Here is a 13,835-nt window from a genome sequence, read left to right as displayed (position 1 = left end):
TTTTGCGTTTAACTTCACAACGTGACGCTCCAAAGCGATCTAGCATAGCCTTTCCATCCTTGTTTTGGAGTCGATGATGGCGATTGATTTTGATCCCTTAGCGTTTAGGCATGCCCTGCACCAATACCCTGAACTGTCGAATCACGAAGCGCAAAGTGCGCGCACCATTGCTGCCCAACTACGCGACTTTGGTCTCACCCCCCATACCGACGTGGGCGGTCATGGTATTGTGGTAGACATTGCAGGTCGCGAGCCAGGGCCAACCACCTTGTTACGCGCCGACTTTGATGCGTTACCCATTCACGAACACACCCAACTTGATTATGCATCCTGTCACGATGGCATCATGCATGCCTGCGGTCACGATGGCCATGCTGCCGCCTTGCTTGCCGTCGCTGCTCAGCTATGCCAAACACCCCCTAAACAGGGGACTGTCATTCTCGCTTTTCAGCCTGCTGAAGAAACCGGCGAAGGTGCGGCACGTCTGTGTGCCGATCCGCTTTTAGTAACCCGCCACATCGACAATGTTTATGCCTTTCATAATCTGCCAGGCTTTGCCCAACATCAAATAGTGGTGCGCCCAAGCACCTTTGCCTGCGCCTCAACCGGTGTTGCGATTCGTTTGTTCGGCAAAACCTCCCATGCCGCTTACCCAGAGCGCGGGGTCAGTCCGGCAAACGCCATGAGTGACGTGATGCGTATGCTTACACAACTTCCTGACGCTTATCCTTCCACGTTCAGCTTAGTGACGCTAGTTCACGCCCAACTTGGCGACCCCGCGTTTGGCGTTGCGCCCGGCGAGGCCACCGTAATGGCGACCCTACGCAGCGACGACAACGCCACGTTTCATGCCATGCAAACCCGGTTAGTCGATCACGTAAACGCTATCGCCGACCGAGCAAAATTAACCGTGGATCTAAGTTGGCACGAGCCGTTTATTGCCGCCGAAAACAGCACAGCGCATAACCAAACCGTGGTCAACGCGGCGCAATCGCTGGGGTTAGAGGTTCACTGGCTTAAGGAGCCTATGCGTTGGTCAGAAGATGTCGCCGAATTTCTCGCCCGCTGGCCCGGCGCATTATTTGGCATTGGCAGCGGCGAGTACCACCCACAGCTGCACAACCCTGACTATGACTTCCCGGATGCGATTTTAGCGACCGCCAAAGCACTATTTTGCAGAGTGATTACACACCATCACGGCCGTTAATTACCCCAACGCCAGCCAAAAGCCGACGCCGATCATCAAGGTGCCGGCGATTCGGTTCAGCAATTGCACATTACCCTTTTGCTGCAAAAACTGACGTAAGGTGCGCCCACCGCTGGCATACAGCATAAGACAACTGAATTCCGTGCAAAGAATGATCAACACCAGCACGCTCAGCTGACTGGGCAATGAGATCGCAGGGTTAATAAACGGCGGCAACAGTGAGATCATAAATGCCCAGCCTTTCGGGTTAGCTATCGCAGTGACAAAACCTTGTGCCGCCAACGATAACGCAGAGATATCATTCGGCGCCGACGCCTCTTCCTTTGGGATTGCCATTTTGCCACGCGATCGCCACATTTGTACGCCGAGATACGCCAGATACGCGCCCCCCACATACTTAAACACTTGAAACACGCTAGGATAGTTCAGCATCACGGCCGCCACCCCTACCACTGACGCAATCGCCACAAGGCCGACGCCAATGAGCTCGCCCCACATCATATGTAGGCTACGCTTAACTCCGATAGTCATCCCCAGGGTCATGGATAGTGTCATACACATTCCCGGTGTGATTGACACAAAAAAGAAGGTGGGAATAAATAGCGTCAACATCGTGGTATCAATCAAGGCAGTTGGCATATCACTTAATCAGAACAAAGGGTTAGAAAGGCTATTAGTGAACACGCTTTAGTCGATGAGATCAAGCATGCTTAAGATCTCGTTGACTGTTTTATTTATAACCAACTGATTAGCCTTATTGCCATTTAGACGTCCAGAAGTAAAAATATCCATTGACTTCATTTTACCTAACTCATAGCATCAATAACCAGAACGACAGCAAGAGCGCGGGATAGACCGCTGAGTCAGTCGGCTGTGATCAAATTTATCGCCAAGGACATGTGATGATTGAGATATCCAAACTCAACAAGGTATTCGAACTCGGGGAGCGCCGAATTCATGCCCTTAACGACATCAACTTATTTATCCCGAAAGGAAAAGTATTTGGTGTGATAGGTGCCTCTGGTGCCGGCAAAAGTACGCTGATCCGAATGGTTAACCTGCTCGAGCGCCCAACCAGCGGCACGGTAAAGGTAGGAGGCGTTAACCTCACCGCGTTATCCAATCGCGATCTAACCCAAGCTCGCCGTCAAATCGGGATGATTTTCCAACACTTTAACCTACTGTCATCGCGATCGGTCTTCGACAACATCGCTCTACCGCTTGAACTGAGCGGCGCGAGCAGTGACGCGATCGAAACCCGAGTCACCGAGTTACTCGATTTAGTCGGTTTAGCCGATAAGCGTCATGTCTATCCGGCTAGCCTCAGTGGCGGACAAAAACAACGTGTCGCGATTGCGCGCGCACTGGCGCCAAGCCCAGATGTATTATTGTGTGATGAAGCCACAAGCGCACTGGATCCTGCTACGACACAATCGATTTTGTCACTGCTACAAACCATTAATGAAAAGCTCAACCTAACCATTTTATTGATCACCCACGAAATGGACGTGGTGAAGCGCATTTGTCACGACGTTGCCATTATTGGTGACGGTGAATTGGTTGAATCTGGCCCGGTGGGCGACATATTTGCCCATCCAAAATCCGACTTAGCGAAACAATTTATCCGCTCAACCTTGGATTTATCGGTGCCTTATGACTATGCCCAACGCTTAAAAGATACCTACTTTGACGGCAGCTACCCCTTGGTGCGCCTAGAATTTACCGGCGCTACCGTGGATGATCCATTGATCAGTCAAATATCAAGGCTGTTTGATATCGACATCAGCATTTTAAGCTCTGATATCGACTACGCTGGCGGCGTCAAATTCGGCTTATTACTGGCAGAGATTATGGGCCCGAAAAAAGCGGTCGAAGACGCCATCCACTATCTCAACCAGCACCATGTCAACACGGAGGTACTTGGCTATGTTGATTGATCAACTTATAAATTGGGTCAACGAAAACAACGCCCTGCTTAACTTGCTTGCCGAAGCCACAGGTCAAACTCTGTATATGGTCTTTGCCTCCGGCCTGATAGGCTTTGCCATTGGGATCCCATTAGGTGTGATGCTACACGTCACCAAAAAAGGGGGGCTGCTAGCGCAACCCAAGTTTAATCAAGCGCTTGGCGCGGTGGTGAATATTGGTCGCTCGATCCCCTTTATTATCTTGTTGGTTGCGATTATTCCCTTTACCCGCCTGCTCGTCGGCACCTCGATTGGAACAGCGGCAGCAATTGTCCCGCTGACAGTGGGCGCCATCCCTTTCGTTGCACGTCTGGTCGAAGCAGCGCTTTTAGAGCTGCCACCGGGACTAGAAGAAGCAGCCAAAGCCATGGGCGCTACCCCCTTGCAAATTATCTATAAAGTACTCGTACCCGAAGCGCTACCTGGCATTATTAATGGCGCAACCATTACCTTGGTCACCCTCGTCAGCTACTCTGCTATGGCTGGAGCCGTGGGCGGTGGCGGCCTAGGCGATGTCGGTATCCGCTATGGCTACCAGCGCTTTGATACCACGGTTATGCTGATCACCGTTGTCATGCTAGTCGTGCTGGTACAAGCCATACAATCTTTAGGCGATTACTTGGTACGCCGAACCGATCACCGATAATAAAACACAACACTTACCGTAAACGACGGACAATCTTATCAAGGGAGACAGACAATGAAGACCACCATTAAAACACTTTTAACCACCTTAGGCCTCGCCTCCACACTCCTACTCACCGGGTGCGGAGAAAAAGAGCAAGCCGCTAGCGATGCCAACAGCATCACCGTGGGCGTGATGGCAGGCGAAGAAGCACAAGTGGCCGAGCACGCAGTAAAAGAAGCCAAGAAGTTAGGCCTCGACGTTGAGCTGATCACCTTTACCGATTATGTGTCGCCCAACGCGGCACTCGACGATGGATCGGTTGATGTGAATGCCTTTCAGCACAAACCTTACTTAGACGCGCAAATCAAAGATCGCGGCTACGAGTTTGCGATTGCAGGCAACACCTTTGTGTACCCGATTGCGGCCTATTCTTATAAGTTAGATAGCGTGGCCGATCTCCCAGAAGACGGGCAAATTGCCGTGCCGAATAACCCTGCTAGCCTCGGCCGTTCATTACTACTGCTGGAGCAGCAAGGCATCCTAAAACTCAAAGAAGGTGCTGGCATCAGCGCTACCAAGCTCGATATCGTTGAAAACCCCAAAAACATTGAAATTATTGAACTGGAAGGCCCACAACTGCCTCGCTCACTGGAAGACGTGGATATTGCCATCATCAACAATACCTTTGCCGCTGGCATCGGCCTAACCCCAAGCAAAGACGGCCTGTTTGTTGAAGGGAAGGACTCACCCTACGTGAACCTGATTGTAGCCCGCAAAGACAACGTAGACGCAGAAAACGTCAAGACGTTTGTTAAAGCTTACCAAACTGACGCGGTTTACAACGCGGCGATGGAAATCTTTGACGGCGCGGTGGTGAAAGGCTGGTAAGTCAACCGCTCGAAAAACATCAGCGCCCCGGTGGAGGCATCAAATCTCGTCACCATCGTTCGCAATAAAAACGATAGCAATAGAAACGAAAGCAATAAAAACGCCACAATCACTTGTGGCGTTTTTTTAATCATGGCGCACTGTCTTTTAACTTGCAGCGGTGACGGGAAGCACGCGTTTTAAAATATCCGCAAGCGTCACCACGCCAATCATTTCCCCCTCTTTACTCACCACCGCAAGCTGAACGCTGGCTTCACGCATGCGCGCTAGCGCTTCGTAGATGGGGGTGTTGGCATCCAAAACATAGGCATTGCGAGCGACATCGCGTGCGAGTCGGTCTGCCGGTTCGAGTAGCGTATCCCGGACGTGAACCACCAATGGCTTAAGCCCTTTGTTACCAAACACCAAAATACGCAGATGCCCTGACGACACGGCGACAGCGCGCACCTCTGCGACCGTTGCATGTTTATCAACATGTGCCATCACCTGTCCCTGGGTGACCAAGGTTTCGATCGCAATCGAGCTCAGATCGATCAACCCCGACAATTGTCGTTGAATCGCTGGTTGCAAGGTGCCGACTTTGCCCGAGTGTTCAACCAATTGACGAATGGTTTGAATATCTTGTCCCCCTACCGCGGCGCTTTCTACTGGCTCAACCCCTGAGGCTTTCACCAAGCGATTGGCAATACGGTTGACCCAGCGAAGTAACGGACGTAACGGCCACACATAAGCACGCGAGACAACACCGATTGCCAGTGCTGACTTTTCTGGATGAGCAATCGACCAAGACTTCGGTGCCATCTCACCCACGACGAGGTGCAAAAATGTCACCACGAACAGCGCAAACCCGAAGGCCGCCGCATCAGCCGCCCAAGCGGGTAAGCCAACCGCGAGAAAGACGGGCCCTAACCATACATCTACCGCCGGCTTGGTGACCGCCCCGAGTGCAAAGGTACAAAAAGTGATCCCTAATTGCGCCCCTGCCAGCATCAAGGTCAAATCATTCATGCCACGCAGCGCTGCCCGCGCCGACCCACTCTCAACCGCCATTTCTTCCAGACGATGTCGACGCGCACCCATCAAGGCAAACTCGATAATGACAAAAAAGCCACTCAATACAATCAAAGCCAGCGTGACAACACTAACCATCAAAGGATCGGTCATTGGTTATCCTCCGCAATGGGCTGCTCGATAAGCGTAACCCGCACTGACGTGGGGATATGTCGCTCAATGCTTAACACATCCACCTCAAGATGACGCACGATCGGCTGACTCTCCGCCAGTTCGGATGGATCAATCGGCAGCGCGATGGTCACCGTATCCCCTACGGCTGGCAATGCGCCACATGCCGCAATCAATACCCCTGCAATGGTTTCGACATCGTCCCGCGGCAGATCATAGCCAATCGCACGCTCCACTTCGTCGATGTGCACATCACCATCCATCAACCAGACATTGTCACTTTCAGGGATAACCGCCTCGGCATGATCACTATCATGCTCGTCGGTAATTTCTCCCACGATCTCCATGGCCAAATCTTCAATCGTTAACACACCAGCAAAGCCGCCATATTCATCAATCACACACGCCAGTTGATTGGTCGTGCGCACCAACTGATCTAGCGCATTTGGCAACGGCATTAATGTGGGGAGAACACTGGCAGGACGCATCACTGACGCCACGGTATCATTTGAATCCGCCTCTGTTTTCGCGAGGACGTCTGACAGGTGAACCACGCCCACCGGCGCATCATTATCATCAAGCACAGGATAACGGGTGTGGGCTTGCGCCATCAGCGCCAACAATTCGGACAGCTTGGTTTCTGGCGACACCCAATCAACTTGCGAACGCGGCACCATTGCATGCTCAACATCGCGCGCTGGAAAATCCAGGATCCGATCCATCATCAGTGACAACTCCACCGGCAAATCCCCGCTTTCTCGCGAGTCGGCGATAATATGGTGTAAGTCGTCTTCTGAGGCACTCATATCAAGATCATGCACCGGTTGAATCCCCACCATCCGCAGCACCAGGTTGGCGGATTTATCAAAGAAACTGATGATCCAACCAAACACCGACATATAAATCAGTGTCGACCGCGACATCATACGCGCCATGGGTTCAGCATTGGCAATGGCTAAGTTTTTCGGGTAGAGCTCACCCAAAATCATTTGCACAATCATCGCCACCGCAAGCGTCGCCATGGTGCCAATCGCGATCCCCGTTTCCAACGACAGTCCAAGCCGTTGCAATAATACCCCCATCGACTCGCCGACCAACGGCTCGGCAACAAAGCCCAACACCAAGCCGGTGACCGTGATACCAAGCTGCGCGCCAGATAGCATAAAGCTCGTCCGTTTTGTCACCGCCAGCGCCCGTTTGGCCGACGCATCGCCCGTCGCAGCTAAGGTCGCAAGCTTGGCGCGATCGACCGCCATATAGGCAAACTCTTGCGCCACAAAGTAGCCATTAGCGGCAATAATTAACAAGATAAAGAAAAGACCGAGCAGGAGGGTAATCATAGGTTCAATCATGACTGCGTCCTTTGTTGGTGACAACGTACCAGTGAAGGGGAGTGACAATCGACGCGTGTTGGATCCACAAAATATGCCTTATGTAGAAAGAGGAATTGGAGTATATTCTGGTGATATCGATACAGTCTAGTTAATTTTTGTACACCTCACCGTCGCGCATTTGGTAGCCAAGAGCGTCTGTGCTTTTTTTCAGGAAAATGGTGGGCTTAGCTTGACCCGGCCAGTGGCCGCCCCTCATCATTATTTCTACCATTCTTTGTTCATTTGTGATCATGCGCCTTGAATACACAGGTCCAATGCCGGAACGCCTCGGTTTTCTACTACTCCCCCGCTTTTCGATGATGGCCTTTTTCTCTGCTGTCGAGCCATTGCGTATAGCCAACCAGATCAGCGGCGAATCGCTGTTTGATTGGCAAATGATCAGTGAAGACGGCAAGCCGGTGACGGCGTCCAACGGCATGTCACTGCTGGCCGACACAGCCATCGACGCCGTGCATGATCTTCCCTCACTCGCGGTCTGTAGCGGTTTTTATCCTGAAGCTTACCTTAGTCGTCCTTTGATGCGTTGGCTGCACCGTCTTGATGCGGCAGGCTGCGTGCTGGGCGGACTCGATACCGGCTGCTTTTTGTTGGCCGCTGCCGATCTGCTCAAGGGCGAGCGGGTCACCCTGCATTGGGAAAGTTTGCCCTCGTTTCAAGAGCGCTTCCCAGAGGTGAGAACCTCAGATGAGCTGTTTGAACTGGGACCGCGGCGCTTCTCCTGCGCAGGGGGCGCAGCAGCGATGGATATGGCGCTCGATGTGATAGCGCGTCGCCACGGCACCCAATTGGCCATCGACGTCTCCGAGCAGCTGGTACATGAGCGCATTCGTACTCGACGCGATCAGCAGCGAATGACGTTAGCGCGCCGCTTGGGCACCCATCGACGACGTCTGGTCGAAGCGGTGGATGTGATGGAGCGCCATATAGAATCGCCCTTGTCCTTGGCAGAAGTCGCTGAGCGCAGTGGTATCTCGCTGCGTCACCTACAACGCCTTTTTGACAGCGAGCTTAATCAGTCGCCGCGCAGCTGGTATTTGGGATTGCGGCTAGATCGTGCCCGTTACTTGCTTAAAGAAACCGATCTCGATGTGTTAACGGTGGGATTGGCCTGTGGCTTTAGCTCAAGCTCGAGTTTTTCCCGCGCGTTTCGCACCCATTACGGCGTGTCACCGCGTCAAATGCGCAAAACCCAAAGCCAGTAAAAGAAGAAAAACAAGATAGATAAAAAAGCCGCTCACCCCACCACCTTAATCGGCAACGGAATGAGCAGCTTGTTTCGCGGCTAGCTTTTTTTAGCCGCGACGAGCGAGCGGCGCGATTCACCAAACAGTGAGATCAGCACCCCGGCGGTCATCACCAGGATCACCACGCTCAGTGGCAAGGCCGCGGCGATCAATGCTGTTTGTAGCGCTTTAAGGCCGCCGGCCATCAGCAGCGTTGCAGCGACTAAGCCAATCACCACGCCCCAAAGCACCCGGAAACGCTTCGGTGGCTCTTCATCACCCAGTGACAAAATCGTCGTCAGCACTAAGGTGCCTGAATCAGACGAGGTCACAAACCAGCTCATCAACAAGAACACCATCAGGGCTGAGAGTATCCAGCCGAACATCCCAGAACCTACGATCCCATCCGCTGCGGCAAATAATGCGGCGGGAAGCTCCCAAGCGTTCACCAAATCGATAATCCCAGCACTGCCGACGCCACCACTGGCATACAGCTCTTGGTAGATGGCATTGCCACCGAAGATAACCAGCCAGACAAAGATCAGTAAGGTGGGCACAAATAACACGCCCAGCACAAACTCACGCAGGGTGCGCCCTTTGGAAATACGCGCGATAAATAGCCCAACAAAAGGCGCCCAAGCCAGCCACCAGCCCCAATAGAAAATGGTCCAGGCCTGCTGCCACTCCACCGTGCCCGGCTCATCAGCAAACCACAGCCCCATTGGGATAAAGTTAATCGCATAGTCGAGTAAGGTTTCACCAAACGCGCCGAACAACCACAGTGTGGGGCCGCCAATTAAAAAGACGCCAACCACAAACACCGACACCCAAATGTTCATCTGGGAGATAATACGGATCCCACGGCGCACCCCGGATACCGCCGACACAATCGAGATCGCCGAAATCACTGCAATCAAGATCAACTGCGTCGACAAACCGGAGGTGATACCGATCAGGCGCTCCAGCCCCACCGCCATTTGACTGACGCCGAGACCGAGCGAGGTCGCGACGCCGAACACGCAACCCAGTACACCGAGGATATCGAAAAGATGCCCCCAAGCGCCGTAAATGCGCTCGCCAATGAAAGGGTAAAGCGCCGAGCGCAGCGCCAGTGGCAGTTGCTTACGGTAGGCAAAATACGCCAGCGACATGCCGACAATCACGTAGATAGCCCAACTATGCAGCCCCCAGTGGAACACGGTGACCCGCAGCGCATCGATGGCACGCTCGTAACCAATGGCGGCCGCGCCTGCCATATCGGCGTGGGGATTGTTGGGATAACCAAATCCGCCGGTGTTATCGAGGTAAAAAATGGGTTCGGCCACCCCAAAAAACAGGATGCCGATACCGATGCCAGCAGAGAACAGCATCGAGAACCAAGAGAAGTTGCTAAACTCCGGACGGCTGTCGTCAGGGCCGAGGCGCACATTGCCGTACTTGCTGAAAACGATAAAACCGCACACGGTCAATAACAGCATCACAGTGACCAGGTAGTAGCCACTAAAGGTGCTTTCAATCCAGGTGCGCGTCGCACCAAACAGGACGCTGGCCGTCTCCGATTGAAAGCCGGTAAACAGCACAAAAGCCAGCACCAGCAGTGCAGAGCAAATGGTCATGCCACGATGCATGCCCTGAAAGAAGCCATCCTGAGCAAGCTCGGTGACGGTATAATCGGTCGATGTTTCAGCCTGGTGGCTGTCACGACGCTTGGGTGAGTGTGGTGGGGTTGGCGTAGCGATAATAAATCCTCCTTGAGCCGGAAGTCGGGCCGGCGATCCCGTTAACCGCTCAGCCTCTACTGAGCGGGACTTGATAACTCTTTAGCGCCCGATAGCAGCGTCGTTCAATACCGCTTGGGTAACCCGATACGACGGCCGGCACTCTCGGGCCAATCACTCTCAACCGCGCAAGGCAGTGCCTCGATGAGATTGGCCACAACATCTGGAAAAGGCGCGGGGCGACCGGTTTGCGTATCGATGCCCATCAGCATCTGCTCGCTGGTGGCCAGCACCTCACCTTGACTATCACACATTTGCATAAACACGTGCAGGCGCTTTTGATCACGCGCTAACACGGTCACGTCGACCACCAAGGTCTGGCCTTGATGCGCCTCACGTCGGTAACACAAATGGGTTTCTAGGGTATAAATGGTATAGCCATGCTGGGTGCGGCCGGCGTCATCCAAGCCAATGGTGGCCATTAGCGCATCGACACCCAGCGAGAACACGCGCGCATACTCGGCATCGTTCATGTGCCCGTTATAATCGACCCATTCTGGCGCGACGTCTATCGTTAATAGTGCCATTAGATGCGCCCTTCCAAGCCTTCAGCCTCTGGCCAATACTTCTGCGCCAAGTCTAAAAGCTCGACCAAAAACGCGTCACGGCGACGGTCTAGCTCAGAGACGGGACGACCCGCGGCTTGGTGTTCACAGCCTGCGACCACTTTATCAATCAGCTCATCGGTCAGCTCAGGCGCTTCCAGCTTGGTCCACGGCAGTTTTAGCGCCGGGCCGAATTGCTCTAGCATATGGCGCATACCCTGATCGCCACCGGCTAGGTGGAAAGTTAAGAAGGTGCCCATCAGTGACCAGCGCAGGCCACAGCCGTAAACCACTGCCGCATCAATCTCTTCGGTGGTGGCCACCCCATCGTTCACCAGGTGCAAGGCTTCACGCCATAGCGCTTCCATCAAGCGGTCAGCAATATGCCCCTCGATTTCACGCTTAACCACCAAAGGACGCATTGCTAGTGCTTGGTAAAGTGCATGGGCGCAGTCAATATGATCCGATTGAGTGGCTTCGCCGCCCACTAATTCAACCAGCGGCAACAAATACACCGGATTGAATGGATGCGCTACCATCACCCGCCCTGGGTGGTTATGACAATCCGTCTGCAGCTCGGTAGGTTTAAAGCCAGAGGTCGATGAGCCAATAATCGCGCTTGGCGCCGCGGCCGCATCAATTGCCGACAAGGTCTCACGCTTTATATCAATGCGCTCCGGCACGTTCTCTTGGATCAGGTCGGCCTCTTTCACCGCCTGCTCAAGGCTATCAACAAAGGTTAACCGAGCAGGATCCGCACCGACGGCAAGGCCCAGCTTTTCTAACGATGGCCAGGCATTGGCCACGAACGCACGGGTGCGAGTGGGCGCTTGTGGGTCAGGGTCATAGGCAACCACGTTCCAGCCTTGCGCCAAAGCGCGCGCAATCCAACCATTACCAATCACGCCAGTGCCGATGACCGCTAACTGCTTGCTCATTGGTCACCTCCTTCAACCGGCTTGCCGGTTTTAGGATCAACCAGTTTCAGCGCGGCGCGCGTTTGTGCGGGCGTCATAATGCGACCGCCAAGGTTTTCAATGATGGTGCTCGCCTTTTCTACCAAGCCGCCGTTGGTCGCCATCACCCCTTTTTCCAGATAAAGGTTATCTTCCAAGCCCACGCGCGCATGGCCACCCAGCAACATGGCTTGCGCCACCATCGGCATCTGATGGCGACCAATTCCAAACGCCGCCCAGTTGGCGTTTTCAGGCAGCTTATTGCGCATGGCCAGCATGGTTTCGGTGTCCGCTTCCGCGCCCCAAGGAATGCCTAAACACAGCTGAAACAACGGATCGCCCTCGAGCAAACCTTCTTTTTGTAGCTGACGAGCAAACCACACGTGGCCTAAGTCAAAGCACTCCAGCTCGGCCTTCACGCCCGCGGCCTGCACCATACGGGCTTGCTCACGTAGCCAGTTAGCGGTGTTGATGTACACCATGTCGCCAAAATTCAGGCTGCCGCAATCTAAGGTACACAGCTCAGGCAATAGCTCGCCCACTGGCGCATGACGCTCCGCTGGGGTTTGCATATCGGTGCCCGGGCCACCACGGCTTGGGTCTTGAGCATCTGGCACCCAATCACCGCCGCCACCACCGGTGATGTTCATGACAATATCGACGTCTGATTCGCGAACGCGCTCCATCACCTCACGGAAGTGATCAATGTTGTGGCTAATGCCGCCCGTTTCAGGATCACGCACGTGAATATGAGCGACACTGGCACCAGCACGCGCCGCCTCAATACAGTTATCGGCAATCTGTTTTGGCGTGATTGGCACGTTGGGGTTTTTGCCCGTGGTATCGCCCGCACCGGTGACGGCGCAGGTAAGAATGACGCTGCGATTCATGTTCGGCCTCTTGTCGCTTGATTAAACTGGCCACAGTGTGTCGGGAATAACACGTCATGACTTGACACTAGGCGACATAAAATACGCATAAAGAGACATTGTAGGGAGTATCGAGGGGTTTGGTGGACGTGAATAGCGGGCTCACTACTTAATCATTGCGTGAAGCTCATTCAAAAAAAGATCAAACCATTATTAATAGGCAGGCATTAAGCGTGTATTCTGGCGGCAATCAAGTTAATGAGGACGCATTGTGAAGTCAGATAAGTATCTTTCAGTCATCACTTTTTACGTGGTTATCTTAGCGCTATCAATTGCAAGCGGCTATCAGTACATTGGTGACTTTATTGAAAAGGGGATAAACTCCGCGGGTATGTTCATTAGCTATTTTGTGTTAATTGCTTTGTTTTCTATTTACAAAGGGGTTTCGTTATTCACTCGAAAGCAACTTCTTTTTCTCGCCGTTTTCTCAGTATTGATCACCCTAGTGTCTTATTTATACCCGTATTTTAAATACTCAGAGCAAAACCCAAGCGACTTAATGTCAACGTTCATTTATGATCTCGTACTAAACGTCACAATTTTTTCTTTACTGTTTAAAGAGTCAAAGCGTGAAAGGAGCCAAAGCACTCCCGAGCAGAAGATTATCTAGTCCCAAGCGACACTTTCAAACGAGCGATCGCAATCGACGAAATACGAAATTATTTACTAATTTAAAAATAAGGCCTTAAACTCCTTAGTGTAGAACGTGTCGCCAAATACAGTTATCCGCCCTCCAAATAACATTTCTGTAACTACTTTCAACTCATTTTTATTTGAGGGGTAAAAAGCTAGCTTAGTTGCAGGATTATCAAACAACATAAATTCTTCACATTTCGCAGTTGTATGAACCTTGATGCCGTTCATAGCTATATTGTATTGATTATCAAAAGCACTACATTGATCTTTTGAACCAACAGTATAGATGTATACATTGGAAATTTCTTTTGAGGGGGTAACTTTTACCTCTATACGATTCATATTTATTGTTCTTGGGGTAGTAATCGTACTGTCATCCTTCCAAGTCCACATAGTTCTTTCTCCTGCACTACTAGTAAATGACATACAGAGCAATATTATGAATGTAATAAAAGACATGGTTTTTTACTCAAGTTTCGTAAAAATAATTGTGTGTTTTCAT

At 52.3% G+C, this 13,835-nt stretch carries 13 protein-coding genes; 5 read left to right on the top strand and 8 right to left on the bottom strand.

Going from position 1 to position 13,835, the window contains the following annotated elements:
• The first annotated feature begins 76 nt into the window (after positions 1-76).
• Entirely contained in the window at positions 77-1,207 is a 1,131-nt protein-coding gene (locus BZG81_RS13785) for an amidohydrolase (protein WP_241827396.1), read from the top strand.
• Here BZG81_RS13785 and BZG81_RS13780 read toward each other — a convergent pair whose 3' ends face one another.
• Positions 1,208-1,846, bottom strand: a complete 639-nt coding sequence (locus BZG81_RS13780) for a LysE family translocator (RefSeq protein ID WP_028569734.1) — start codon at positions 1,844-1,846, stop codon at positions 1,208-1,210. It abuts the gene before it with no gap.
• Between the two features lie 263 nt (positions 1,847-2,109).
• Here BZG81_RS13780 and metN point away from each other — a divergent pair, with 263 nt between their 5' ends.
• Genes metN through metQ form a run of 3 tightly spaced genes read left to right on the top strand, consistent with a single transcriptional unit; the run spans position 2,110 to position 4,690 of the window.
• On the top strand, positions 2,110-3,144 hold the full coding sequence (metN, locus tag BZG81_RS13775; RefSeq protein WP_021023982.1) for a methionine ABC transporter ATP-binding protein MetN: 1,035 nt from the start codon (positions 2,110-2,112) through the stop codon (positions 3,142-3,144).
• Positions 3,134-3,820 (top strand): methionine ABC transporter permease, encoded by a 687-nt coding sequence (locus BZG81_RS13770; protein ID WP_021023981.1) that lies wholly within the window; start codon positions 3,134-3,136, stop codon positions 3,818-3,820. Before metN ends, BZG81_RS13770 begins: the two co-directional genes overlap by 11 nt.
• A gap of 54 nt (positions 3,821-3,874) precedes the next feature.
• Positions 3,875-4,690, top strand: coding sequence for a methionine ABC transporter substrate-binding lipoprotein MetQ (gene metQ / locus BZG81_RS13765; protein ID WP_077460093.1), 816 nt, complete (start codon positions 3,875-3,877; stop codon positions 4,688-4,690).
• A gap of 147 nt (positions 4,691-4,837) precedes the next feature.
• Here metQ and BZG81_RS13760 read toward each other — a convergent pair whose 3' ends face one another.
• Positions 4,838-5,854 (bottom strand): CNNM domain-containing protein, encoded by a 1,017-nt coding sequence (locus BZG81_RS13760; protein ID WP_077460092.1) that lies wholly within the window; start codon positions 5,852-5,854, stop codon positions 4,838-4,840.
• Entirely contained in the window at positions 5,851-7,224 is a 1,374-nt protein-coding gene (locus BZG81_RS13755; RefSeq protein WP_077677650.1) for a hemolysin family protein, read from the bottom strand. The genes BZG81_RS13760 and BZG81_RS13755 overlap by 4 nt, the downstream gene beginning before the upstream one ends.
• A gap of 296 nt (positions 7,225-7,520) precedes the next feature.
• Here BZG81_RS13755 and BZG81_RS13750 point away from each other — a divergent pair, with 296 nt between their 5' ends.
• Positions 7,521-8,468: a GlxA family transcriptional regulator gene (locus tag BZG81_RS13750; protein ID WP_198533662.1), complete on the top strand. Its 948-nt coding sequence runs from the start codon at positions 7,521-7,523 to the stop codon at positions 8,466-8,468.
• Between the two features lie 80 nt (positions 8,469-8,548).
• On the opposite strand, the gene BZG81_RS13745 is transcribed toward BZG81_RS13750, so the two are convergent.
• From BZG81_RS13745 to BZG81_RS13720, 5 genes are all read right to left on the bottom strand, one after another.
• Positions 8,549-10,105, bottom strand: a complete 1,557-nt coding sequence (locus BZG81_RS13745; RefSeq protein ID WP_198533661.1) for a BCCT family transporter — start codon at positions 10,103-10,105, stop codon at positions 8,549-8,551.
• 227 nt (positions 10,106-10,332) lie between these two features.
• Positions 10,333-10,794, bottom strand: a complete 462-nt coding sequence (locus BZG81_RS13740; RefSeq protein WP_077677647.1) for a thioesterase family protein — start codon at positions 10,792-10,794, stop codon at positions 10,333-10,335.
• Positions 10,794-11,750, bottom strand: a complete 957-nt coding sequence (locus tag BZG81_RS13735) for an L-carnitine dehydrogenase (RefSeq protein ID WP_077677646.1) — start codon at positions 11,748-11,750, stop codon at positions 10,794-10,796. Before BZG81_RS13735 ends, BZG81_RS13740 begins: the two co-directional genes overlap by 1 nt.
• Positions 11,747-12,658 (bottom strand): 3-keto-5-aminohexanoate cleavage protein, encoded by a 912-nt coding sequence (locus BZG81_RS13730; RefSeq protein ID WP_077677645.1) that lies wholly within the window; start codon positions 12,656-12,658, stop codon positions 11,747-11,749. The genes BZG81_RS13735 and BZG81_RS13730 overlap by 4 nt, the downstream gene beginning before the upstream one ends.
• Positions 12,659-13,363: 705 nt before the next feature.
• Positions 13,364-13,726: a hypothetical protein gene (locus BZG81_RS13720; RefSeq protein ID WP_077677643.1), complete on the bottom strand. Its 363-nt coding sequence runs from the start codon at positions 13,724-13,726 to the stop codon at positions 13,364-13,366.
• Positions 13,727-13,835: the final 109 nt, after the last annotated feature.

It is taken from the genome of Salinivibrio sp. MA607, from assembly GCF_001996245.1.
GTDB classification, from domain to species: domain Bacteria; phylum Pseudomonadota; class Gammaproteobacteria; order Enterobacterales; family Vibrionaceae; genus Salinivibrio; species Salinivibrio costicola.
This window is presented reverse-complemented; position numbering and strand designations above follow the sequence as displayed.